This is a genomic window from Acinetobacter sp. AG3, from assembly GCF_022343575.1.
GTDB classification, from domain to species: Bacteria; Pseudomonadota; Gammaproteobacteria; order Pseudomonadales; family Moraxellaceae; genus Acinetobacter; species Acinetobacter guillouiae.
Genome location: NZ_JAKQZD010000001.1, coordinates 4,443,195 through 4,468,584, shown reverse-complemented (window position 1 = coordinate 4,468,584; position 25,390 = coordinate 4,443,195). Strand labels below are relative to the sequence as shown.

Annotated in this window: 25 protein-coding genes; 19 read left to right on the top strand and 6 right to left on the bottom strand. The window is 37.8% G+C overall.

Annotated elements, in window-relative coordinates:
* The first annotated feature begins 37 nt into the window (after positions 1–37).
* The gene (locus L3V46_RS20835) at positions 38–520 is read left to right on the top strand and encodes a thioredoxin family protein (RefSeq protein ID WP_051670978.1); all 483 of its coding nucleotides are present in this window, start codon (positions 38–40) and stop codon (positions 518–520) included.
* 71 nt (positions 521–591) lie between these two features.
* On the opposite strand, the gene L3V46_RS20830 is transcribed toward L3V46_RS20835, so the two are convergent.
* Positions 592–1,353, bottom strand: a complete 762-nt coding sequence (locus L3V46_RS20830) for a putative porin (protein WP_004718597.1) — start codon at positions 1,351–1,353, stop codon at positions 592–594.
* Between the two features lie 377 nt (positions 1,354–1,730).
* On the opposite strand from L3V46_RS20830, the gene L3V46_RS20825 reads away from it, so the two are divergent.
* From L3V46_RS20825 to L3V46_RS20800, 6 genes are all read left to right on the top strand, one after another.
* Complete coding sequence (locus tag L3V46_RS20825; RefSeq protein WP_034611284.1) at positions 1,731–2,273, top strand: PadR family transcriptional regulator; 543 nt, start codon at positions 1,731–1,733, stop codon at positions 2,271–2,273.
* Between the two features lie 38 nt (positions 2,274–2,311).
* The gene (locus L3V46_RS20820; protein WP_239046658.1) at positions 2,312–2,701 is read left to right on the top strand and encodes a transcriptional repressor; all 390 of its coding nucleotides are present in this window, start codon (positions 2,312–2,314) and stop codon (positions 2,699–2,701) included.
* A 309-nt stretch (positions 2,702–3,010) separates the two neighbouring features.
* Positions 3,011–3,313 (top strand): DUF3861 domain-containing protein, encoded by a 303-nt coding sequence (locus L3V46_RS20815; RefSeq protein ID WP_004718593.1) that lies wholly within the window; start codon positions 3,011–3,013, stop codon positions 3,311–3,313.
* Positions 3,314–3,365: 52 nt separating this feature from the next.
* A complete protein-coding gene (locus L3V46_RS20810; RefSeq protein WP_034611342.1) occupies positions 3,366–3,629 on the top strand; it encodes a DUF2798 domain-containing protein in 264 nt (87 codons plus the stop codon).
* Positions 3,630–3,894: 265 nt separating this feature from the next.
* Positions 3,895–4,842 (top strand): pirin family protein, encoded by a 948-nt coding sequence (locus L3V46_RS20805; RefSeq protein ID WP_154129944.1) that lies wholly within the window; start codon positions 3,895–3,897, stop codon positions 4,840–4,842.
* A gap of 157 nt (positions 4,843–4,999) precedes the next feature.
* Entirely contained in the window at positions 5,000–5,398 is a 399-nt protein-coding gene (locus tag L3V46_RS20800; RefSeq protein WP_004718587.1) for an OsmC family protein, read from the top strand.
* 112 nt (positions 5,399–5,510) lie between these two features.
* Here the strand turns inward: L3V46_RS20800 and L3V46_RS20795 are convergent, their stop codons facing one another.
* On the bottom strand, positions 5,511–5,957 hold the full coding sequence (locus L3V46_RS20795) for a surface-adhesin E family protein (RefSeq protein WP_034611292.1): 447 nt from the start codon (positions 5,955–5,957) through the stop codon (positions 5,511–5,513).
* Positions 5,958–6,092: 135 nt separating this feature from the next.
* Here L3V46_RS20795 and L3V46_RS20790 point away from each other — a divergent pair, with 135 nt between their 5' ends.
* A complete protein-coding gene (locus L3V46_RS20790) occupies positions 6,093–6,734 on the top strand; it encodes a glutathione S-transferase (protein ID WP_239046657.1) in 642 nt (213 codons plus the stop codon).
* Positions 6,735–6,760: 26 nt separating this feature from the next.
* A complete protein-coding gene (locus tag L3V46_RS20785) occupies positions 6,761–7,360 on the top strand; it encodes an alpha/beta hydrolase (protein ID WP_239046656.1) in 600 nt (199 codons plus the stop codon).
* Between the two features lie 41 nt (positions 7,361–7,401).
* On the opposite strand, the gene dinB is transcribed toward L3V46_RS20785, so the two are convergent.
* The 3 genes from dinB to mdtD form a co-directional block, all read right to left on the bottom strand.
* Complete coding sequence (gene dinB / locus L3V46_RS20780; protein ID WP_239046655.1) at positions 7,402–8,457, bottom strand: DNA polymerase IV; 1,056 nt, start codon at positions 8,455–8,457, stop codon at positions 7,402–7,404.
* A 122-nt stretch (positions 8,458–8,579) separates the two neighbouring features.
* Positions 8,580–9,338, bottom strand: a complete 759-nt coding sequence (locus tag L3V46_RS20775) for a glycoside hydrolase family 25 protein (RefSeq protein WP_239046654.1) — start codon at positions 9,336–9,338, stop codon at positions 8,580–8,582.
* Between the two features lie 79 nt (positions 9,339–9,417).
* Positions 9,418–10,809 carry a multidrug transporter subunit MdtD gene (mdtD, locus tag L3V46_RS20770; RefSeq protein WP_151802467.1) on the bottom strand — a complete coding sequence of 464 codons (1,392 nt, stop codon included), beginning with the start codon at positions 10,807–10,809 and terminating at the stop codon, positions 9,418–9,420.
* Between the two features lie 201 nt (positions 10,810–11,010).
* On the opposite strand from mdtD, the gene L3V46_RS20765 reads away from it, so the two are divergent.
* Positions 11,011–12,840: a choice-of-anchor I family protein gene (locus L3V46_RS20765; RefSeq protein WP_239046653.1), complete on the top strand. Its 1,830-nt coding sequence runs from the start codon at positions 11,011–11,013 to the stop codon at positions 12,838–12,840.
* Positions 12,841–12,995: 155 nt separating this feature from the next.
* Here L3V46_RS20765 and tenA read toward each other — a convergent pair whose 3' ends face one another.
* Positions 12,996–13,667, bottom strand: coding sequence for a thiaminase II (gene tenA / locus L3V46_RS20760; RefSeq protein WP_004818427.1), 672 nt, complete (start codon positions 13,665–13,667; stop codon positions 12,996–12,998).
* 234 nt (positions 13,668–13,901) lie between these two features.
* On the opposite strand from tenA, the gene L3V46_RS20755 reads away from it, so the two are divergent.
* From L3V46_RS20755 to L3V46_RS20715, 9 genes are all read left to right on the top strand, one after another.
* Positions 13,902–14,984, top strand: coding sequence for a DUF475 domain-containing protein (locus tag L3V46_RS20755; protein WP_171066888.1), 1,083 nt, complete (start codon positions 13,902–13,904; stop codon positions 14,982–14,984).
* Between the two features lie 139 nt (positions 14,985–15,123).
* Positions 15,124–16,488, top strand: coding sequence for an MFS transporter (locus L3V46_RS20750; RefSeq protein ID WP_016539108.1), 1,365 nt, complete (start codon positions 15,124–15,126; stop codon positions 16,486–16,488).
* Between the two features lie 51 nt (positions 16,489–16,539).
* The gene (gene ssb / locus L3V46_RS20745; protein ID WP_239046652.1) at positions 16,540–17,139 is read left to right on the top strand and encodes a single-stranded DNA-binding protein; all 600 of its coding nucleotides are present in this window, start codon (positions 16,540–16,542) and stop codon (positions 17,137–17,139) included.
* 155 nt (positions 17,140–17,294) lie between these two features.
* Positions 17,295–18,521 (top strand): site-specific integrase, encoded by a 1,227-nt coding sequence (locus tag L3V46_RS20740; protein ID WP_234623397.1) that lies wholly within the window; start codon positions 17,295–17,297, stop codon positions 18,519–18,521.
* Positions 18,514–20,070, top strand: a complete 1,557-nt coding sequence (locus L3V46_RS20735) for a site-specific integrase (protein ID WP_234623396.1) — start codon at positions 18,514–18,516, stop codon at positions 20,068–20,070. The genes L3V46_RS20740 and L3V46_RS20735 overlap by 8 nt, the downstream gene beginning before the upstream one ends.
* Entirely contained in the window at positions 20,063–22,186 is a 2,124-nt protein-coding gene (locus L3V46_RS20730) for an integrase (RefSeq protein WP_234623395.1), read from the top strand. The genes L3V46_RS20735 and L3V46_RS20730 overlap by 8 nt, the downstream gene beginning before the upstream one ends.
* A gap of 1 nt (position 22,187) precedes the next feature.
* A complete protein-coding gene (locus L3V46_RS20725; protein ID WP_234623394.1) occupies positions 22,188–22,604 on the top strand; it encodes a hypothetical protein in 417 nt (138 codons plus the stop codon).
* Positions 22,605–23,170: 566 nt separating this feature from the next.
* Complete coding sequence (locus L3V46_RS20720; protein WP_130066764.1) at positions 23,171–23,779, top strand: hypothetical protein; 609 nt, start codon at positions 23,171–23,173, stop codon at positions 23,777–23,779.
* A gap of 25 nt (positions 23,780–23,804) precedes the next feature.
* Complete coding sequence (locus tag L3V46_RS20715) at positions 23,805–25,043, top strand: tetratricopeptide repeat protein (protein WP_234623393.1); 1,239 nt, start codon at positions 23,805–23,807, stop codon at positions 25,041–25,043.
* Positions 25,044–25,390: the final 347 nt, after the last annotated feature.

The following is a 25,390-nucleotide window of genomic DNA, read 5'->3' as shown; positions in this document are numbered from 1 at the left end:
GTTTAACGCTTTTTTATGCCTAAAAGAATCTAGAAAAATGAAAATATGGATTGCAGTGCTTTTTATTCTGATTTCAAATACAGCCTTTGCAAATGTAATTAAATGGAACGAAAATAATATTAATTGGCTGTCTTATGAAAAAGGCTTACAGATTGCTGAACAAGAGAAGAAACCCATTTTATTGGTGTTTTATGCTAACTGGTGTGGCGCTTCTAAGCGATATGGAAAAGTATTTTATGATGATGAGGTTGTAAATCTTTCGAAAAAATTCATCATGATTAAGGTCGATGTGAATGAGGATGAGGATTTAAGTTTAGAGTATGGTGTGCGCTATATTCCGATGACATTATTTTTGGATAGTAAATCAAATATTCAAACTGATATACGTAGTAGTACTTCAGAGCATCCGTTTAATTTAAATGAAGAAAATCCTAATGAATTACTAAGGTTGATGAAAAAAGTACAATACAAGTTAAATGAAGTCTCGATCAAACCTAAAGTTATTTTAATGAATCATTAATTGTTGATTTATTTAATTAGTGATAAAAAAAACCGCTTATACAAGAGCGGTTTTTTAAAGTTTACCAATAATTAGAAGCGGTAAGCAGCGCGAAGACCATAGATATTATCGTCATCTTCAAAATCAACAGAACCTTCTAAGCTGATTTGTTGAGTAAAGAATTTTTTTGCACGAATTGTAAAGCTGTCTTCATCAGTACCATCGGTGCGGCTACCTGAATAAGCCAATCCGACACTGAAAGTTTTATCTAGGTATAAATCTGTACCTACGCTGTAAGCATCGGTATCACCAAAGCTTGCACCACCTTCAAAATTCATGTCATAGCGACCCACTTGAGTGACATATTTAGCACGGATAGTTGGATCTATATCATCATTAAAATCATTGTCATAGCCCGCTAAACCAACCGCAATCAAAAGACCTGGGATTGGCAAGTAACCTACTTCAGCAGAGTAAGTTGTTGTGTCTAAATCATCGACATGATCGGCCTTAGCTGTAGAGCGTCCAATAGCAGCACTTGCATAAAAATCGGTATTTGGAACGAAATATTCAATACCAACACCATAAGCTGTTACATCGTAGGCATCATAATCGATATAGCTAATCCCAGCATTTACGTTGCTTGCGCGATCTAGAAAGGCAGCTTCGTTTAATGGGTTATTTTTAACTTGAACAGGGTTAAAATAATATGTTCCATCAATAGCAAAACCAGTAGATGTATCCCCTTTATCTGGATCAACAATACCGAGTGAACCACCGATTTCAGCTTGGTATGCATGTGCAGACCCAAAAGAACTAGCAAGTAATGCAGCAAATAAAGTTTTCTTAAACATTGTGTGACCCTTTTGTTATAAAAATATTAATTTTTTGTTACAAATCGCATTGTATGTAAATTAATCTCTATGTCAAGGCTAAAGATCTGAAAATTAAAAGTTTGCTGCGCCATGACATAAAAATAATGCTTAAAAAATGGATAACTGAGTCAAGCTTTAAGCAATCCATAACAACAATAAAAATAGCCAATAGATTCGGTTTAAAGGCTTTTAATCGGTCTTTTTTATGTCTTAATTTTTTAAGATAGATCGATTCAAAATTATTTAATTCATTATTTATCAAAATATTATAATTGATTTTGTTCTATCATCTTGCATTAAGACTTATTAAGACATATCTTAATATACATAAATTAATCAATTTGAGAAAAATAAAGATGAAATCAGAGCGACATGATCATTCACAACATGATTTTGAGCATCGTGAACAGCATACCGAACGGGGCTATGGTGGACGACGAGGTCGGTTGTTTGAATCGGGTAAAATGAAGCTTTTGGTTTTACATCTGATACAGCAACAGCCAAAGCATGGTTATGAAATTATCAAAGCCATCAGTGATCTGGTCGGTGGAGGCTATACTCCAAGTTCAGGCACAATCTATCCAACCCTGACCTATCTTGAAGAAATTGGTTTTGTGCATGCTGAAAATACAGAAGGTGATCGTAAGCAATATCACATTACTGATGCTGGAAAATTACATTTAAAAGAGCAGCATGCGCATATCCAACACTTATTAGAGCGTTTAGAAACTCGACGCGAAATTCATGAAAACGACCAATATTTGGATATTCATCGTGCGATGGAAAACTTAAAAACATCATTACGCCTAAAGCTCAAGGGTAAAGATTTTGATGCGGAGCAAGTTAGACAAGTCGCTGAAAAAATTGATCAAGCTGCAGTAGAAATTGGACGTTTATAACAGTGCAATAATGGGGCAATAGAAGGTTTAGGTGAGACATGAGTATTGAGGTACAACAAAAACTGCGTCATGCAAATTTAAAAGTGACCCAAGCAAGAGTGATTGTATTCAAAGCGCTGTTGGACCAAAAAACACAACTGACAGCAAAGCAGATTTATCAGCGGTTATATGTACAAAATAAGCAGATCAGCTTATCGACCATATATCGAGTGGTGAGTGATTTAGAGAAAGTGGGTTTGATTACGCAAAATCTGCATGGCAGAGATGAAGCCAAATATGCTTTGCCTTATTTATCCGAAGTGGAGTCACTCAATATCCAATGTGCCGACCTAACCCAGATCAATAAAGCGTCTTTGATCGCTTCACTGGAACAGGTTTTTCAAGCGTTTGATATTGATGTTTTGGATATTAAATTTAGTACGACATGAGGGTCTGTTGACATTTCATAAATGGCTTGCGTTGTAGGTTAAAATTGAGCAGGCAAGGCAGGAAACGAAGAGAATAGCGAGACTATTTTCGAGGTTCATAACGTAGGCTGAGATAATTTTAGCCACAACCCTTCGGGACTAGCGTGTTTTTTGCCGCTACGTCGTTTCGAAATACTCATTTAGAATGACTAAATTTCGTATCTCGCGCCTAGTATCGTCTAAAAAACACACGTAGTCGCAAACGTAGACGAATTGTCAACAGACCCTTCATTAAACCCAGCGGTATATTTAACAAGTTAGAGAAATCTTATGAAACAACATCAATATTATGTAACTGTTCAACATCTTGCAGATGCGCAAGGTCATCCGTCAACCTACAATGAAAATATCGAATTTAATGTGGGTAATCACGATGATATTTTCCAAATCGTAGAGCGCTTAAAAGCTGCTGAATTTTTTGATGAAGAAACCACTAAAGCGTTTGCGGTAGGATTAAAACTCTTTTTAGAGGTGATGATTACCCACCGTGATCATGTGCTATTTCAAGACTTTGAACCTGCAGTTAAACAATTTATGAAAAACCTAAAGCAGAACGTCAAGAAAAATGCCTGATTTAAAACCAGAGATCAAGATCGAAAATAGACGCGATCAACATAAACCTGCCATGATTTTTGCTGGAATTCCGAAATTACCAGCAAAATATGCAGGGTGGATTATGCCGTTGATACTCTCAGCTTTGATGAGTGCGACCATTTCCATGATTAATTTATGGAAAAATGTGGGGTGGTTCGATGGATTTTTTGCAAAATGGTTTAGCGTCTGGCTATTTTCATGGATGATTGCCTTTCCCACAGTATTAATTTTTTTACCTTTGGTTCGCCGTTTCACAGGCTTATTTGTAGATCTTACGCCACCACCTTCTGCTTAATTCGATCAAGGCTTTGAAGACATCATGATGCGATGACGGGCCTATAAACATTTCAAAGTGAATATTCAACTCGGTAAAGTATTGTTCCCAGATCTTGTAATCAGAAACTGCATAACAAAAACCAAACTATTATTGTCCTATTCATGGTATTCAGCGTATTAAGATAGCTATAGGTCGATGTATATAAAACCGATAAGCTAAATAAAATGAAATTGTAGATGTTGCAATAACGTCCTGAGCTGATGGACAAATTTAGGATAACAAAATGACCAATACCAACTATACCGAGATTTCTAACTCTGATGATTGTGAAAAATATGTGAATCAGTTTATTCAAGATTTTCCAATCCGTTCAGCAGAAATAGGCAAAGGCACCGTCATTAAACGTGCATTACCCAGTCGTCAAAAACGCATGATTGGCGCATGGTGCTTTTTAGATCACGCAGGTCCAGTCGTATTTCCTCAGGGAGATGGATTGGATGTCGGACCGCACCCACATATTGGATTACAAACCTTCACTTGGATGATCGAAGGGACGATGATGCATACAGACAGCATCGGCTCTAAACAATTGATTCGTCCTAAACAAGTGAATCTGATGACGGCGGGTTATGGAATCTCCCATACAGAAGTTGCTCCCGATACTGAAACGAGAATGCATGCTGCACAGCTTTGGATTGCATTGCCTGATGATAAGATCAATATGGCACCGCAGTTTGATCATTATCCAGAATTACCCATTGTAGAGCAGGACCATATTGAATTTACAGTTTTAGTCGGTGAATTCATGAATACCAAATCTCCTGTCAAAGTGCATACGGAATTAGTCGGGATCGATTTTTTTGCAAAAGAATCAACCAAGACACGTATTCCACTGAATCCTCATTTTGAATATGGATTTATGGCATTAGAAGGTGAAGCAACAGTAAATGGTCATGATTTAAATAGTGACAATATGGTGGTGATTGAACCTGGAATTTCACAGATTGAGGTTGAATTACCAAAAGGCTCGCGTTTACTGTTGATAGGTGGTGAACCTTTTGAGTCGCCTATATTACTGTGGTGGAATCTTGTTGGCAGAACACAGGAAGAACTAAAAGCGGCTACAGAACAATGGGCAAATCAGGACGCGCGTTTTGGAACGATCCCTGATTATGATGGTCCACGTTTAGAAGCACCGGCATTCCCAGACAAGATGCGAGCATCGAAGTGATGTGCTGCATTGCGCATTGTCGATTTTTAGACAGGGATTCAAACTAAATAATTTGCGTTAAAGGCGAGCTTGCTCATCCTTTAGCGCAAGTGTTGCGTTTACAAAGTTTTATTTAAACTGGCATTCACTAAAAATTTAAAGATTCAAGGAAAATAAAATGGCAATTATTGCAAATGCAAAGGTAAAAACCTATCCAGAACCATGGTCAGGTGAGGTGGTGAGTGGAAAACATCAACTGATTACCGACAAACCAGAATCATTCGGTGGGCAAGACAAGGGCTTAGCGCCTTATGATTTTATCTGTTCAGGTTTAATTTCTTGTACCATGATTACATTGCGTATGTATGCTCAACACAAAGGTCTTGATTTGGGTGAGTTTACAGTTGAAGCTGATTTTAATGCCAATAAAGAGGGGAAAGAATGGGTCGAGCGTCGCTTGTCTTTTGCCACTCCTTTGTCTGAAGAGTTGCATCAAAAAGTGTTAGACATTTGCCAAAAAACCCCAGTGACCAAGACTTTATTACGTAGTGTGGAAATCAATACCACGATTATATAAAAACGGCTATGTAAAAGATGACCGTTGTCGCTGATCCATAAAAGATATTTTGTATAAAAACAAAATATCTTTTTTTTCTGTCATTAAGATTATACAAAGTTGCTTTTATTGATTATTTACAGGTGTTTGCATAAATTTTGTTATAGAACTTATCTTGATTCAAGGCTTTAAACTCTAAGTCGTCAAAGGAATAAAAAGCAGCCCCCGTTTCACCATCATGGCTCAAGGTAAGGTCATCAAATTTTTTCACTAATTTACTGTTTGATGTTTTTCCTGCAAAGTAGTCAGCGCCCCGAATGGCGATGGTTTTTCCTGTGCAATCTACAATAAGCTGTTTAATAACCGATTGATATGTTGCACCTTGCTCATCTTTAATAGGGTTGGCATATTTTTCATAGATGACAGCTTGCTTAAACGAATCACGAATTTTTTGATGTGCATTTACATCAATAAAGGATTCACCCTTATTCTCAAGAGATCCCAATAACATAAGCTTGGGTTGATATGCATATAGATTTGAACAAATAAAGAAGAAAATTAACGGGATAAGTGACTTCATTTTTATTCTCAGAATAATCAATATTGAATCTAGAGTATAAACAAAGTTGATAAAAAAATGATTTAAATACAGTAATAGAATTGTTGAAAAGTTGAGATCAATTTATAGTCGAAGGATAAAAACTGAGGCAATACAATGATTACATTACATCACCTAGATCAATCTCGTTCACTCCGTATTATTTGGGCTTTAGAAGAGCTGGGGCTTGAATATCAGATTAAGCACTATAAACGCTTGCCTACTTTTGCTGCACCCCCTGAGTTAAAAGCAGTTCATCCGCTTGGAAAGTCACCTGTATTGACCGATGGTGATCTAACCATTGCAGAATCTGCTGTGATTTTGGATTATCTTCAAGCAACCTATGATACAAAAAATCAGTTTAAGCCTCAGAATCCTAAAGACTTAATGCAATATAACTACTGGATGCATTATGCCGAGGGTTCTTTAATGCCTTATTTGTTGATGACCTTGGTCATGACCAATATGCCAAAACATGTTCCTTTTTTAATTCGTCCGATTGCAAAGAAAATTTCAGAAGGCGTCCGTGGCGGCTTTAGCAATCCTCGTTTAAAAGAACATGCAGCCTTTTTGGAAGCTTATTTTAGTCAACATGACTATGCCGCAGGTGAGTTTTCGTTTGCCGACATTCAAATGAGTTTTCCCATGATTGCCATGCAGCAACGAACCAAAAATAAAACCCCTCGACTGGCTGCATATGCTGAACGAATTCAGCAGCGTCCTGCTTTTCAACGCGCTAAACTAAAGAGTGATGATTAAATTTTGTATATCAAGGTGATGGGTGAATGCATTTAATTTTTTTACCAGGTGCATCGGGAAGTACAGCGTTTTGGCAACCTGTTATGCAGCAGCTTTCAGCCGATCATCAAAAAACAGTGATGGCCTATCCAAGTTTTGCTGGGCATCCAGAGCATCCGCATATTGATAGTTTTGACGATTTACAGGGCTATATTCTCGACCAAATTCAACAGCCCTGTATTGTGATTGCTCAATCTATGGGAGGGGTTTTTGCAGTTCAAGCAGCATTACAAAAACCTGAATTGATCAAAGCTTTGGTTTTGGTTGCAAGCTCTGGTGGAATTGATTTAAGCCCCTTTCAGGTTGCCGATTGGCGAGGCGATTACCAGCAAACATTTGCGGTGCCCAATTGGTTTGTCGATCATCAATCCCATTTAGATGATTTATTATACAAAATAGCGTGCCCAGTCCTGTTGCTCTGGGGCGATGCAGATCCCATTAGCCCTGTGGGCGTGGGTAAATATTTGCATGAAAAAATCCAGCATTCCAGATTGCATATCATTGAACAAGGGGAACATGATTTGGCCAATGTACACGCCAATCGAGTGGCTAGATTAATTCACGATTTTATTTCTGATATAAAGTAAAAGATTTAAGCTAAAGTCGCACATGTCTTTTTCATTTATGTTTACCATAATGACAATTGTGCTTCATCTTGCTGATCTGTCAGTTGATATAAACCCACTCCGATTAAACGGAATTGGAAATGCTCAGGAATTTGCATTTCGCTTAATAATATTTGAATGACCTGAACCATTTCTTGTTGCGATTGAAGTGCGGTTTTAAAACTTTTACTGTGCTGTAAAACCTGAAAATTCTTGAGTTTTAACTTAACGGTGACACCGCGAGCCTGCATGTGTTTTTTTTCTAAACTGAGCCAAACACGTTCAATTAAATTGTCCCAATAGATTGAACACTGTTCAAGGCTGAGATCATCATCAAATGTGGTTTCTTTGGAAATTTGCTGACGTTGTCGTTCAGCTTGTATTGGACGATCATCAATACCTTGGGCATATAAAAACAACTGTCTGCCATATTTGCCAAAATGATGGATCAGTATATTTTCTTCAATTTTTTGCAAATCCCCCAAAGTCTCTAAGTTTAAGCTTTTCAGTTTTTCCTGAGTGACTTTACCGACACCGGGAATTTTTTTCAGGGGTAAATCATGGATAAAATGTTGAACTTGGGTCGGTTTAATGATGCAAATGCCATTGGGTTTATTCCAGTCTGAGGCAATTTTGGCAAGAAATTTATTCGGTGCGACACCTGCCGAAGCCGTAAGCCCTGTTTGTTGAAAAATATCGGCTCGAATTCGTTCCGCCACTTCAGTGGCACTGGGAATATTTTGTAAATTTTCAGTGACATCTAAATAAGCTTCATCTAAAGATAAAGGTTCGATAAGCGCAGTGTATTTTTGAAAGATTTCATGAATTTTTACAGAAACATCGCGATATTTTTCAAAATTCGGTTCAATCACATAGACTTGAGGGCAGAGTTTTTTTGCCTGTGACATCGACATGGCGGAGCGTAATCCAAACTGACGCGCTGGATAGGATGCAGCAGCAATCACAGCCCGAGGATGATGTGAGGAAATCACCACAGGTAAGTGTTTTAGTTCAGGACGGTCGAGTAACTCTACAGATGCATAGAATGCATCCATGTCAATATGGATGATTTTTCTCATGAATTACACAGTGTTGAAACGCTGTGTGATTATTCTAACCGATCTTGATTTGTTTCTATTGATGAATTTGAATTTTGTAAAGAATATGCGACAGCTTATGTCATGAATGATCTTGATTACGCTTAATTCAACTTATTTTTCTGTAAAAACTGCTGCCATTGTTCTGCATCACCATAGAACACATTTAAATCGACATTTTTTTCGATGCCTTGAATTTTGCCTTGGTTGCTCTGTTGCCAAAATGTCCATGCACGTTGGTCTTTTAAATCTGGCTTATCTTTATATTCACGAATCCAAATCGGTGTATCTTTAAACTCACCTGTGAGTACCATGTTGTAAAAGATTTTAGAGGTATAAAAAATCGGTTGTTTACCATAATGCTTTTGCAATTGATCATGCATACTTTTGATGTGTTTGATTAATTGTTCTTTGGTATAGATGTTTATGCAACTGCTGTCATATTCCAAGTCCATCACAGGGGGCAAGGCATTGCTTTTATTTGGCACTGTTTTGATAAAATTTTGTGCTTGAATATCACCATCACGACATAAACGGAAGAAGTGATAAGCCCCCACACGTAGACCACGTTCACGTGCTTCTAACCAATACTGCTGAAATTTATCATCTTGATAATCGCCACCTTCAGTGGCTTTGAGATAGACAAACTGATAGTGCTGCGGGGAGATTTTTTTCCAATCAATATCACCTTGATGATGTGATACATCGAAACCTTTAATCGGATAGGCTTCAGCCAAGGCAGCATTATTATGAACAAAAAACAAAGTCCCGAGTATGACGCAGCAGAAAAGTGCGATCGCTAAAACTGAGCTATTGCGAGTGATTTTTTGCTGTTTGTGTTTTTTCGCAGCGTATTTTGACATGGTTTTTCTAAATATCCAGATGGATCAGTTTAACGTGCTTTGGTTCTAAAAAACGATGGCTGGATAAAAATTGCAACACTTAAATTTGCGCATCTTTGGGAATTTGAAAGAATATCAACGCCGTAATGATGTTAATCGCACCTAAGCAAATCAGGGTATAGTGAAATGCTTGTGTAATATGCGCTTCACTAAAATAGCCTGTAAATGCATTGAGTAGAGTACCTGCCAAAGCAATCCCAATACTCATTGATAACATCATAATCATCGATAAAAAGCTATTCCCACTACTGGCATCCTGTTGCGGGAGATCTTTAAGCGTAAGGGTATTCATGGTCACAAACTGTAATGAGTTGAGTACACCAAAAATAAAGAAATGCACTACACCTAACCATGTCGGGGTATCTGCTGTATGTAAGGCAAAACTGGCAATACATGCACCGATCAATAAGGTATTGACCAGTAGAAATGGACGATAACCAGTACGTTGTAAAATCGGGCGAATGATGGGTTTAGAAAATAATGAACCGAGTACAATTGGGGTCATCATTACCCCAGTCATAAAAGGTTCCATTTTAAATGCAACTTGGAGCATCAGCGGCAAAATAAAGGGAACCGCATTCCCACCAAAGCGCGCAAAGAAATTACCGAGTACACCAATGGTATAGATTTTATTTTTAAACAGTCGACTACGAAACAATGCATTTTTATGGGTATGGGCATGATAGGCATAGACCAATGCTGAGATTATCCCTGCGAAAAGTAAGCCTAAGCTCAGGTTTCTGGAGATTTCATTGCTGGCAATATTTTCAATCCCTAATGCCATGCCCACCATTGCGATTGCCAATAGGATAAAGCCACTGAAATCAAAGGATTTTACCGATGCTTCAGCCACATTGGGCATGGCTTTAAAGGTGACAAAAGTGCCTAAAATACCGATGGGTAAATTAATCAGAAAAATCCAGTGCCAAGAGGCATATTCGACCAACCAACCGCCTAAGATCGGGCCCATTAATGGACCGAGTAATCCCGCCAAGCTCATCAAACTCATTGCAGAAAGAAACTGCTCACGAGGGATGATTTTTAACATAGCGAGTCGCCCGACTGGAACCAGTAATGCGCCACCGATACCTTGAATAACTCGAAATACAATAAGTAGATTGAAGTCATTGGACAGTGCACAGCCCAATGAGGCAGCGGTAAAAATTACGATCGCTGCAAAGAAAATATTTCGTACCCCAAAGCGATCTGCCAACCAACCGCTTAAAGGAATACACGCAGCAACTGCCAAGACATAGCTAATCACGATGCCATGCATTTTTAATGGATTTTCTTGCAGGCTTTCTGCCATAGCAGGCAAAGCGGTATTGATAATCGTGGTATCTAAGCCTTGCATGAAAAAGCCGATCGAAACTAAAAAAACCAATAAATAGAATTTAGGTTGGAGTTTACTGTGCGATGGCGTAGTCGTCATAGAACTTAAATAATCCCATTTTGTGAATATTTTAAAACAATCATCTGACTAAATCTGTATGAAATCGTTGCTTTATATTGAATCAGGCGCGATACCCAATTGAATGTTCAAGAAATTGCCATAAAACTGTAATCTGCTTGTCATGGAACTTACACCCATGATGAATACATTAAGCCAAATTAAACAAAAAATGGGCTGTTTATGAACATAAAAGTTTCAGCATTGTGTTTAGCAATGCTTTCTGTTGGCTTAGTGGCATGTAATGATGATAATAAAACAACAGCGCCAACGGTTGAAGAAGCCACCCCTGAAAGCATTAATTTAAGCTTATTGGGGCGTTATGAAACGGGTATTTTTGCTGAAAGTGCAGCAGAGATTCCGGCATATGATGCAACAACAAAACGGGTATTTGTGGTCAATGCTAAAAAGGGTTTAGTTGATGTGTTAGATGTGTCTAAACCCGAAACACCTGTGCATATTGGTGAGCTTTCGGCCCGTGAAGCTTTAGCTGATTCAGAAGTAAATTCAGTTGCAATTAAAAATGGCATAGTGGCACTTGCTGTTCAAGCCAAGCAAAAAACAGATAAGGGGATTGTGGCTTTTTTTAATGCCAAAGATTTGAAATTGATCAGTAAAGTCGAAGTTGGTGCTTTGCCTGATATGCTGACATTTAGCCCCGATGGTAAAACTGTTTTGGTGGCAAATGAGGCTGAACCCAATGATGACTATAGTATTGATCCTGAAGGTTCAATCAGCATTATTGATATCAGCAATATTCAACGACCAACCGCCAGCCTTGCCGATTTTAAAGCATTTAATGATAAAAAAGCCGATTTGATTAAAGCGGGTGTACGTATTTTTGGTCCTAAAGCGACGGTGGCTCAGGATCTAGAACCTGAGTACATCACCATCAGCAATGATGGGAAAACCGCTTGGGCGACCTTACAAGAAAATAATGCCATTGCCAAAATTGATATCGTTGCTAAAAAAGTGACTGATATTTTTCCATTAGGTTATAAAGATCATGGACTTGCTAATAATGCGCTAGATGTCAGTGATAAAGATGGAAAAATTAATATTCAGGCTTGGCCGGGTTTGGTGGGGATGTATCAACCTGATTCAATTGCCCATTATCAAGCCAATGGGGCAAGTTATTTAGTCACAGCCAATGAAGGTGATTCACGTGAATGGTTGAAGGACTCAACTGCATATTATGCTGGAGATCAAAGTAAAGGTTTTGCAGAAGCAATTCGAATGAAGCATTTATTCAACGTCAAAGGTTTCAATAATAAAGGCGATTATCCTGCTCATTTGACCAATCTTGTTGCGGGTGTAAAAGGGGCCAAACTAGACGCCACAGTTTTTGCCTATTGTGGTGCAACAGCGACTGATCCGGGCATGTGCCGTGATGATACACAATTAGGACGTTTAAACATTGCTTGGAATATGGGTTATCAAACCAACACGGATGGCTCACCAAAATTGGATGCCAATGGATTATTGACCTATAGTAAACTTTATAGCTATGGCGCACGTTCTTTCAGTATATGGGATGCACAAGGCAAGTTAGTTTGGGATTCAGGCAGTGAATTTGAGCGTAAAGTTGCTGAGCTATTTCCAAATTACTTTAATAGTGATCATGAAGCGGCGGCTTTTGATGACCGAAGTGACAATAAAGGGCCTGAGCCTGAAGGTTTAGCGCTAGGTACGATTGGTAAAAAAACCTTTGCCTTTATCGGCTTAGAGCGCCAAAGTGGGATTATGGTATACGACATTAGTAATCCACAAAAGCCTGTGTTTATACAGTATTTTAATAATCGTACCTTTAAACAGGATCAGGTTTATAAAGATGCTAAAGGTCAGCCGATCTTAAACAAGGATGGCAAGCAGATTCTGATTGAGAAAAGTGATTTAGGTCCTGAAGGACTGACGTTTGTCTCTGCCAAAGATTCACCAAATGCAAAGCCTATGTTGATTGTGGGCAATGAAGTCAGTGGCAGTACAGCAATTTATCAGATTAATTTAAAATAGCGTTTTGATGTATTCTGTTACGAGTAAAGAGTGCTTTGGCACTCTTTTTTATTGAGACTATCCCTCAGTTTTATGAGGGATAGTTGTAGATGTAATACATGAAGTAGCTTAATTATTCATCTTTATCTACATCGTTAATTTTCAATAAAATTGTATTACTGATCTAAGCCCAACCACTGTCTTTGATGATAAGCGCTATCCCAGAACAACCACTCTAATTCAGCGCCTTTGGTATAAGCCTTATGCATTTTCTCAAGGGTATCTGCATCGCAATGTTCTGCAATACGGTCAATCGTCGCTAAAACATTTTTAACTGCTTCGTTAAACTCTTCACCCGAATAGGTATCGATCCATGCTTGATATGGATTATTGGCAATAGATTTACTCACAATATCTTTTCCAACTTCTGCATAAATCCAGAAGCAAGGCAGTAACGAAGCCAAAACCACAGGATAGCTTTCAGACCAAGCCGTCGCAGTTAAAAAAGCAGTGTAGTGATGGCAGGCAAGGGTAAGCGGGGTATTCTCAAAGTCAGCTTTGCTAATCCCAAAATCTTTCATAAATCCATCGTGTAGGCTACGTTCAACCACAATTGCTTCTTTCGCACCTTGGGTAAATTGGATGATATCGTCAGCATCAAATGCTTTTGCGCCACAGACAGCCAATGCACGACCATAAGCCACCAGATAATGCGCATCCTGAATCACATAATGACAAAATGCTTCTTTGTTTAATGAGCCTGTCGCAAGTTCTTGGTTAAATGGAAGCGCTAAAGTTTTGTTATATAAAGCAAGATTACGTTGCCATACGTCTTGAGAAAAAGACATGTCATTTTCCTATGCAATGATTCAAGTTATAAAATGATTTCAGTTTGCAAGACTATAACAACTCTAAATTGCTTTAGGTATTTGAATGCAGAAAATTCGGCTGTATTTGCATAAAAATATGACAAAGAACTTTGGATAAATGTGAAAAAGTCGTCATAATGTGCGCATTAAAAACGCGATTTTTATTTCAGTTTTCTGATTCAAAAACTATTCTCCGTAGGTCGAATTCCCATGATGAAACATTTTGGTTTCTCAATATTTTTTACGATCGTGTGTTTGGCAATCTCTGCATATTGGGGCTTTACCCATGGTCCAAATGCAGGCGTGCAAGCCATGCTCTCTGCACTGACTATTACGGCAATTCTTGCTGTTATGGAAGTGTCTCTGTCTTTTGACAATGCTGTTGTAAATGCATCTGTACTGCGTAATTGGGATCATTTCTGGAAAATGATCTTTTTAACCGTTGGTATTTTGATTGCTGTGTTTGGTATGCGATTGGTATTTCCTGTTGTGATTGTTGCAGTCACAGCGGATATGGGCATGTTTGATGTTGTGAAAATGGCATTAAATGATCCAATTCAATACTCAGAAAAATTATTGGCACATCATGCTGAAATTGCCGCTTTTGGTGGTTCATTCCTGTTATTGGTATTTTTAAACTTTTTCTTGGATGAAGGCAAAGATACCCATTGGTTTAAATGGATTGAAAAGCGTTTAGCCAACTTGGCCAATGTACCAGCAATGTCGGTATTCCTTGCTTTAGTGGCATTGCTGATTATGGCTGCAAATGTAGATGAAGCGAAACGCCTTGTGGTCACAATGGCAGGTATCTGGGGCATCGTGATTTATATTGGTGTACAAGTACTCAGTCATTTACTGGGTGGCGAGCCAGAAGTGGATGAAGACGGCAATGCTGTGGGTCATGATGCCAATGGTGCACCTACAGGTGTGATCAAAGCGGGTATTGGTGGCTTTATTTACCTAGAAGTCTTAGATGCATCATTTAGTTTTGACGGCGTGATCGGTGCGTTTGCGATTACCTCTGATGTTGTCATCATTATGCTTGGTTTGGCTATCGGTGCGATGTTTGTTCGTTCAATGACAATTTACTTGGTCGATAAAGGTACACTTGATGCCTATATCTACCTTGAGCATGGTGCGCATTATGCCATTGGTGCTTTGGCATTTATCATGATTGCAAGTGGTACAGGTTTACATGTACCTGAGGTGGTAACAGGTTTGATTGGTGTTGCCTTTATTGTTTGGGCAGTGATTGCATCGATTCAATATAACAAGCGAATTGAACAACAGAGTTAATCCTTTTTTAAGAAAAGTGATTACAATACAAGAGCACTTTAACAGTGCTCTTTTTTATGCTCAATGTTTCCACAAAGTTGCCACAATATGCGATGATGTGTTTGATAATTAGCTCGCCAGTTTTGATAAGCCAGTAGATATGATGAATCCTTTAGAACGCCGCTCGACCTTTGCATTAAGTAGTATTTTTGCTTTACGCATGTTGGGGTTGTTCATGATTATCCCTGTGTTTGCGGTGGTTGGTCAGTCTTATCAGTATGCCACACCTGCTTTGATCGGTTTAGCGGTCGGCGTCTATGGCCTCAGCCAAGCACTTCTGCAAATTCCTTTTAGCTTATGGGCAGATCGTTTTAGCCGGAAACCTTTGATTGTTTTTGGCTTACTGCTGTTTGCTTTGGGTGGTGCTGTTGCGGCAATGTCTGAAACCATTTATGGGGTCATTATTGGCCGTGCGATTGCTGGCGCTGGCGCTGTATCTGCGGTTGTTATGGCTTTGCTGGCGGATGTTACCCGTGAAGAAAATCGAACCAAAGCCATGGCTGTGATGGGCATGAGTATCGGATTGTCTTTTGTTGTGGCTTTTAGTTTAGGACCTTGGCTCACCAGTTTGGTGGGGATTTCAGGACTATTCTGGGTAACAACAATCATGGGATTATTGGCAATCCTCATGTTGTTTATGGTGCCTAAAACTACCCGTCATCATAAAAACTTTAAACAAGGTTATCTGCATCAGCTCAAACAAGTCTTAAAAATGGGCGATTTGAATCGTCTGCATGTTTCAGTTTTTGCACTGCACTTATTGCTTACCGCAATGTTTGTTTATGTACCTTCTCAATTGATCAATTTTGCTGGGATTCCTTTGGCGCAACATGGCATTGTTTACTTGCCTTTGTTGGTCATCAGTCTGTTCTTTGCATTTCCGAGCATTATTCTGGCTGAAAAATACCGTAAAATGCGCAGCATTTTTCTAACGGCAATTGCGGGAATTATCGCGGGATTAGTCGTTCTGATTTTTGGTTATGAATCCAAATATATCTTGTTGTTAGGCCTTGGATTGTTCTTTATTGCCTTTAATGTCATGGAAGCATTACTCCCTTCATGGCTGTCTAAAGCAGCACCGATTCAATCCAAAGCAACAGCGATGGGTGTTAATGCAAGTGCTCAATTTTTAGGGGCTTTTTTTGGTGGGACACTTGGTGGGCAATTAATTTTGCTCAATAATACAACAATGGGTTGGAGTGTCTTATCAGCTATTGCTATACTTTGGTTGCTCATTAGTTTTGGGCTAGCTCAACCACGATATTTAACATCAATCGTATTACGATTGCCTGAGGATAAACAAACCGATAATTGGACTTCTCAGTTGTTGTCAATTCGTGGTATTGAGGAAGTTGTGGTTATGTCTGACCAGCAAGTTGCGTATATAAAGGTTGATAAACAGCAAATTGATGATGCTGCGCGACAACATTTAACGCAGTTGTTTGGGAAAGAGGTAGCCATTTAAACATAACTCTTATAAAGTAAAACATAGAATCGAATAGGAAGATAACATCTAATGCGTGGTGTAAATAAAGTTATTTTAGTTGGTACTTTAGGTCGTGATCCTGAGACTAAAACTTTCCCAAATGGGGGTTCTCTCACTCAATTTTCAATTGCGACAAGTGAATCTTGGACAGACAAAAATTCCGGTGAAAGAAAAGAACAAACGGAATGGCATCGTATTGTATTGCACAACCGTTTAGGTGAGATTGCACAGCAGTATTTACGTAAAGGTTCAAAAGTTTATATTGAAGGTTCTTTACGTACCCGTCAGTGGACGGATCAAAATGGTCAAGAGCGCTATACCACTGAAATTCGTGGCGAACAAATGCAGATGCTTGATAATAACCGTCAACAAGGTGAAGGCACTGCTGCTGACAATGGTGGTTATAACCAACCACGTTTCAATAACAACCAGCAAGGTGGTTTTAACAACAACCAAGGCGGTGGCGGTTATGCGAATCAAGGTGGTGGTTACGGCAATGCCAATCCACAAGGTGGCTATGGCAATGGCGGAAACAATGTAAACCAAGGTTTTCAATCGCCTAAACCTGCAGCTGCACCATCAGCACCTACTGCTGCCCCTGCGGATTTGGATGATGACTTACCGTTTTGACACCTACTAGAGACCATGTTTTGTAAAGTTTATAAAATTATTCTTTATTAGCAGTTAGTTACAAAAGAAATTTACAGATACTAGAAATGGTTCTGTAAATTTTTTTACTTATATATTATGATATTTAATACTTAGATATTTTGTTAAATATAACCATGATGTCTGTTAAAAGATTTGTAATGAGTAGTGGTGAGAGATTCGCTGTTCTTTTGAATAGTGATGATGTTCCTATGACTTATCCAAATTTATATACGATCATTCATTTAAGAAATCGTGGTCTATCAATCAATACTATTACAGCTATTCTGGAAGATATTAAGTTGCTGTTTCAGTTGTTGGATAAGTTAGGAATTGACTTGGAACAAAGGATAAAAAGTAAAGATTTTTTAAAACTAAACGAAATAGAAGCTATAGTAAATTTAACCAGTTTCAATCGCAGTCGATTAAGTGGGACAGCTTCAAAAACAAAGATCATAAGTTTTCCAAAAAGTAATAACAAAGAGCGAGCTAGAGCAAAATTGGTTGTTACTCAGGACTATGTATCCAAACAATTAATATATCGGCGGTTAACTAATTTTGCTGAATATATTGGATGGTTTGAGACATATCTACATTCATCAGCAATAACAAGTACAAAACGGTTCTTAAAATCTCGTAGACCCCGCAAGTCCACGGATATTCAGTCTGAATACAAATCTTTTGATAGTGATCAATTACATAAAATTTTAAAGGCAGTTGATCCGGATAATCAGAATTGTATCTGGACTTCAGATTACATTACTTATAGAAATGAGCTGATTACCTATTTGTTTTTATATCTTGGATGCCGTAAAGGTGAATTATTAAATTTAAAAATTACAGATATAACCCTCTCTAAAGGTGGTACATCGTATCTTACTATTAAGCGTAATCCTCATGATGGAAGTGATTCTAGGCTATATCAGCCGTTGGTTAAAACTAGAAGTCGATCAATTGCAGTCAATCTAAACTTAAAGAAAAAATTAGAAACTTATATTTTAAATTATAGATCAACCATACCAAATGCAGAGCTAACTGACTTTTTGATTTTATCAAATAAAGGTCAGCCACTTTCAATCAATGCTTTAGATAAAATCTTTTATGAAATCTCTAAAGCTGTGCTATTCAATGTACATGCACACGCATTTAGACATACTTGGAATGACAAATTTTCTGAGAAATCTCAACTTTTAGTGGCAACAGGTCAAACGACTGAAGCTCAAGTTGAAAATGATCGTGCTTATCTGATGGGGTGGATACCTAACTCACAAAGTTCAAGAAGATATTCAAGACGTGCAGAGAATAAACGTGCTGTAGAGATTTGCTTAGGTATCCAAGAAAAATTTGAGGATGAAAATGAATAAATCAATTCGAACCGATAGTTTAGATAAGTCGAAAAATACTTTTACCTCATTCAAAGGTTATGAGTTTAGTATCGATGATCAGAAATGGGTATTAGATATCAATAAAACTATAGATATCTCTCGGATACGAAATTATGAGTTTTCTGTCCAATCAGATGTGGTCATGACTTTGGTTCATTTTGCTAAGTATAGTTCAAGTTCACATACAGCAAACATGTGCGAATATATTGGTAAATATTTTGATATTACAGGAGAGAATCATTTTTCAATTAAAGGTCTTTTAAATTATAAAAATTTTTATTCGGCAAAAAAAGATGAATACAAAGTAGCTATGCTACGAGTCTTTTTGAAGAAACTATATGATTTAGGTTATTCCTCAGTAGATGATGAAGTTTACGATCTAATGGATTCATGGAGATTGAGTGGCAATGAAAAAGGAGCAGCAGTCCTTTCCCTTGATCCAGATGAAGGCCCATTTAGCCCATTCGAATTTCAAACAATTATCACTAGAACCAATGAATATTTAGCAGAAAATAAGATTTCCTATTATGAGGCTGCTCTAATTCGTGTTTTTTGTGCGACTGGTAGACGACCAATCCAAATTGCAGGATTAAAGATAAAAGACTTATACGTAACGGATAAGTATAATTTTAATGATAAAAATGAAGTTCATATACTTAACATTCCGAGAGCTAAAGTTAGAGGTGGTAGTGGATTCCGATTTGCTTTTAGTGAAGTTGGAATTCGTGAAAGTATCGCTCAAATTTTATTTGAGCATATTCGGGTTCTGGAACAAACATTGAGTAATGCAATTAATCGAGAATTATTAAAACAGGAAGTTGATGAACTACCATTATTTTATGATCTTGAAAAATTAACAGAGTTAGATTGGGGCGATGAAAAGGAAATTTCGAAAATTTTACCGAATGAAATTATTCATTTGCCTACGGTTCAACTAACTCAAAAATTAAAAGATGCGGTAAGAAAGCTTGGTGTTCGTTCAAGGGAAACAGGTAAGCCAATATTTGTTAATGCTTATCGGTTTCGCTATACACTTGGAACAAATGCTGCTAGGCAAAAAGCAGGCGTGAATGTTATTGCAAAGCTGTTAGATCATCATGACACCCAGAATGCACACTGCTATGTAGAAAGTGTTCCTGAAATTGCACAACAAATTTCATCTATCATGGATGAAAGTTTACGCAAATATGCAGATGCTTTTCAGGGAAAAGTTGTAAAGGATGAGATTGAGGCTCAATCACAAATTAAAGATGCGAATAGAATTTCTTCTGTAGAACAAGATTGTGACGTTGGCTCATGTGGTACGAATCAATACTGCAATGATTATGCACCAATCGCATGTTATCTGTGTAGCAAGTTTATGCCTTGGGCAAATGCACCTCATTATTTGGTTCTAGAGCAATTAATTAAAGAGCGAGATGATCTAATTGCGATGGGTTGTAGCCTTGAAGTCGCTGCCGTGAATGACCGTACAATTATTGCCGTTCAGCAAGTTATTGATGCTTGTAAGGAGTTCAACCATGGATAATTTAATATATTTTCCATCTGACAAAATCCAATCTCCTTACTCTGAAATTAAGCGGTTTATTGATTTTGTTAAACAGTTATCAGAATTAAATAAAGATATTAAATTTGATGAGAATTATTGGAAAGGCGAAGTAAATTTTGTCAAAACGGGTATTTCATCCAAAGATAGATCACCTGAAAATCTTTTGCATCATTCAATTCTAGAATTTGCCAAAGCGTATGTTAAGTATCAACGAATTAATAATAAGTTAAAAACTCAAGATACAATTCTTTCAATCCGGGCCATAGAACAAATATGCTTAGACCGATATGGTGAAGTTGATTTAACTAAATTGGTTATTGCTGATTTTGACTTAGCTGCTGAAAATGCAAAGGAAAACTATAAAGCAAGCTCTGCTTATCATGTGGGAAGACACTTAAAGATTCTTTTAGACTTTCTCCGCCAATTAAAAATAGTTGTTTTACCAGAATGGAAAAGTCTAATTAAAAAGCCTTCTGAAAAATCAATTGTGTTAGATGATGAATCAGAGGAACATCGAGCTTCTAAACTTCCTGATGAGGATGCTATTTTTGCTCTAGCTGATATTTTCTCTCGAAAGGATTCAGAGTTGTCAGGTAGAGATATTTTTGTCACCAGTGCTGTGAGCCTGCTTCTAGCTGCGCCTGAACGAGCATCAGAGCTGTTTTTCTTAAAGCATAATTGTATCCATGAGGAAGAAGTCCAAACGGTTTCTAAGAGCAGTTTAGGGCTTGTGGCAGATGGTTCTAATATTGAGAAAGTATTAGGTATCAGGTGGTATGCACAGAAAAATTATGGGTATGACATAAAATACATTCCAAGTGTCATGATTCCAACGGTCAAACGGGCTGTTGAACGTTTGATTAAGATGTCAGAAAAGCCTAGACATTTAGCATACTTGCTTGAGACAAGCGATAAATTTCCGAGACATGAGCTTTGTCCCAAAGTGCCTGATGATCAGTTATTAAAACGTAGTGAAGTGTTGTTGGCAATGGGATTTGATGTGTCGCAATATGATGAAAGTCAAGCAAATAACAGCGGTATAAAATTTTTAAAAACTCGTGAGATTCCTATTCATGATTATTCAGTCTGCCTGAATGATTTAAATATTATGCTGCGAAAGAGACTGCCAGATGGCTTTCCTTACGTACCTTTTAAAACGGGTAATGGCGTACAGGTTAAATGGTCAGAAGCTTTATTTTGTTGTTTCGCAAACCAATTCCATCGTGATAAAGCAACTATTTTCTCAGAATTATGGATGCCTCATATTGATACTTTAAATGAAGACTTATCTCCCACCAAAAAAAAGAAGAAAGGACGTGATGAGTTAGTAAATGTTCAATCCATTTTCCAACGATGGGGATATGGTGGCTACAGTGTGTCTACACATCAATTTAGGCATCTTCTCAATACGATAGCAAATACCAATGGAATGGATAGCATGTTACTCGCTAAATGGTCAGGGCGGGCTGATATGAAGCAAAATCGAGTATATGACCATACTTCGGTTGAAGATCGTAATTATGGCTTAATTGAGATGCAGAACAATGAGGTTGGTACAGTAAATACTGATAGTACATTTACATTCCAAATAGCTACACCTCGAACTCTGCAAGAGCTAAATACCAAAACAACATTGTCTATGCACACTACTGAGTTTGGACTTTGTACACATTCTTATATTGATGAACCCTGCCTAAAGTATAGAAACTGTCTTAATTGTACAGAGCATGTCTGTATTAAGGGGGATGATGAAAAGAAAAAACGGCTTCAAGATCGACTTAGAAAAGAAAAAATCTTATGGGCAAAGGATAAGGAGGCTGTTAGTAAAAATGTTACTGGTGCAACGGTCTGGTTGCACACTAGAGAGCTTACAATTAAACGTTGTGAACAGATGATTGCTCTACTGGATGATCCGAACATTCCCGATGGAACACCTTTGAGTTTGCCCCCTTCTGAAGATGTTACACATCTCGATTTAGCGTATCAAAAAGCAGGTCGTAAACGTATCCCTGTTATTGAGAATACTCAACGTAAAAAGATCGAGGATGAACCGCATTTGCTCAGTCCTGCATTGCAAATGGATTTATGGATTTGATATGGCACAGCATTTAACCGATCATGACATCGAAAATATTGTTGAGCTTCTTGATTATTGGCCTCTAGATGAGAAATTGACTTGGGAGCGGCTATGTCAGGCCATTGAGCTACAGCTCGAACTTGTGCCTGCACCAACTCGTCAAACTTTACAGAAATATGTGCGGGTAAAGAATGCCTATGATCAATGCAAAAAACCCAAAGCTACGGAGGTTAAAAATAATTCAACACAGAAATTACCTGCTAGTTTAAAAATTGCTCAAACTAAAATTGAGGCTTTGGAAGCTAAGAATGCCAGATTGGAAAAAGAGAACGCTATGCTATTGGAACAGTTTGTAGTTTGGCAATACAACGCCCACAAGTATGGACTAAGTATTACTAAGTTAAATGAGCCGATGAGCAAGAAAAGTTCGGATTGATTTTAAGTATAAATAAGATTAATTAATCAGTGAATACTATTTTCTGACTCCGCTAAAAATCAAAGTAATTGACTGAGCGGCTGCTTAAAACTATCATTCCTTTGCTGACCTAAATTGTCAGTCGGTTTTGACAGGCCGTGGCGTATAGCGTACCTGATTCATACTTTTTCAAGTGTGGGTTTATGTGCGAAACCCTCGTGTTCCCCCTTTGCGGTAGAACGGGAGGGGGACGCTTCGTGCGTGCTGGTTCTATATGCCCAGTCTGTCAACCCCCTCTTTGTTCTACCACCATCATTTGACAGTGATTTGGTAGAACCTTTATTCGCATATAGGAATTTATCATGTCTCATTCATTTTTTCTCATCTGTGCCTCGCCACATGTTCAGCCTCATTATTTCAGACAATGGGGAATACAGAGCTAATTCTTAATTAGGTGTATTAAAAACAACATTTTTAAATAGAACAATTCATAAGGTGGATGGCTAAGTCACGCCTATAAAAAATACCTATTTTTATGTCCCCCTTGTGATTGTGAGTTATTGCATTAAACATGTGTGAGAATAACTATGACTGAATTAACGAAACCAAAAATCATTCCAATCGAAAACTACCCAAAGAAATCCAAGCTATTTTTAAAGTGTGTAGTCTTACCGATTGTGATCTTTTTAATTGTTGCCAAGATTTTTTCTTTTGGCGCTTTCGCCTATGTCTTCTTTGGCTTTGACCTATTCTGGTTTGTGATCATTTACTACCTATATCAATACGGAAATACCTACTTTGATGGGATGACCGAGCAGCTCAAACGTCAGGGTGAAACCTTTAATTATCAAAATCGTGGAGTCTGGATTAATAGCCAAGACAAGACCATCATTCTTTTTGATCAGCCTGATCAACGTTTAGTTAAATATCCTTTTGATTACATTACCTCTGTAGGTCATTACAACTTGGTCGAAGATCGCTTCAGAACCACGACTACCGTGATCAGTAACCCGATGATGGGTACACATGTTAATCAGCGTGAACATCGAACACCAATGAAGCGTGAGTTCCAAGTCAATATTGGAACACGAGATCAATTTAAACCTAACTATAGCCTTAAGGTGCTGTTCCCTTGGCGTAGTCCAAAAATGGCAAGTGAAATCCGTCAGTTACTATCGGCTGATCATTATCAATAACAACAATATATAGGATAAGAATCAGATGAAAAAAATAATGCTCAGTATTGTTATGACTACTGGTATGGTCGTAACTAGTTCAACAGTATGTGCTGAAACCAAAAAAGTGAATCTGTCAGCAGGGTTAAACTATGTTCTGTCTCAAGTAGCAATAAAGGGAGATAACAACCAAAGTAACCATAATATGGGGATGCTTTACTACCTAGGTAAAAATGGCGTACCCATAGATCATAAAAAAGCTGCTGAATGGTTCTCCAAGTCAGCCGCTAATGGTTATGCCCCATCTCAGTACGCATTATCGACCATGTATTTAAATGGAGATGGTGTGCCACAGGATGCAGAAAAAGGTATAGCCTTATTGCAAAGTGCTGCACGGCAGGGACAACCTGAAGCAGTCAAGTTATACAATACATTGCAGGCTAAAGCACAACAGCTCAATACCACTCAAACGTCATCAGTACAAACAGCCACAACGGCTATTAAATACTATAATACATCCACGCTTGAGCCTAAAAACTTTAAGCAAGTGGTACTTCCTAACCTAAATACGGATACCATTGCCCGAAGTTTTTATAAAGTGACATCATCCAGAGAAAGAAAAAAAGATGATTATTGGGGAAGTGGCAAATATTACTATGTTAATAAGCCTAGTGACTTGGACGATCTCACTGACGCTGTGATCAGTATCGCCCCTATTTTTACATACCAAAATATGCAGGGCGAAACCCGTTATTTAGTCCCTGTAGAAGTGACTTTAGCAATCGAAGGCAGGATAGAAACCTCACATACTACACGAGGTACTTTGGAATTATATCTCTTTAAAAAGTTGGGCAATGGACAATTCCAAATGGTTTCAAAAACAGCCCAAGGGGGAATTGAAAGTATCGAGGGATATGGTCGAACCTCATGGAACGCCCAAGAGTTTAAGAGGAATTTACAAGCTTTTGGAAACAATACACTAGGAAGCTACACCATTGATGGTTATTACGGTAATGGTTATGGGGAAAGCGTATGGTCACTGCTTCTGTTAAATGAAGAAAGCTATATTGTTGAACAAATGTTTGAAGAAGGAAAAGTTTCAGAACAACCAGAGTATGGCTATTCTTCAGCAATCAAAGTTAAGAAAAACGGACAGCAATTTTATCCATTCCAAATTCATTATAAGGGAAAGGATTTAAACGACAATGATCGGACGGTTACAGTAAATAAAATTGTACTTTATCAGTATGACAGTAAGAGTAAATTATATTCGAAGCAGAAATAATACTCCTAGGCTTGAATAGCTATCTAGATGATTATCCTCCTATTTCTAGGTGCTAGGAATAGGAGGAAGTTATGAGAACGAGGATACGCCAGAGAATATTCAATCAATTAGAAATGATGACGATCGTACTGACTTTTTTATTCATTTGGAAAGTATCTTTCAGGTAGATAAAGTAGGCAATAAGACTAGAAATATGCTCAACTAGCTATTTGTTTTTTTCATATAACGTTCTTATTTCGATTACTAAAAAAACTTTAAAACCTCATATTTTCAAATGCTTTATTTAAAAATATGTTAAATTCCGCATCAATACATTTTTAAATTTAAGTGATAAAAGCACTTTATAA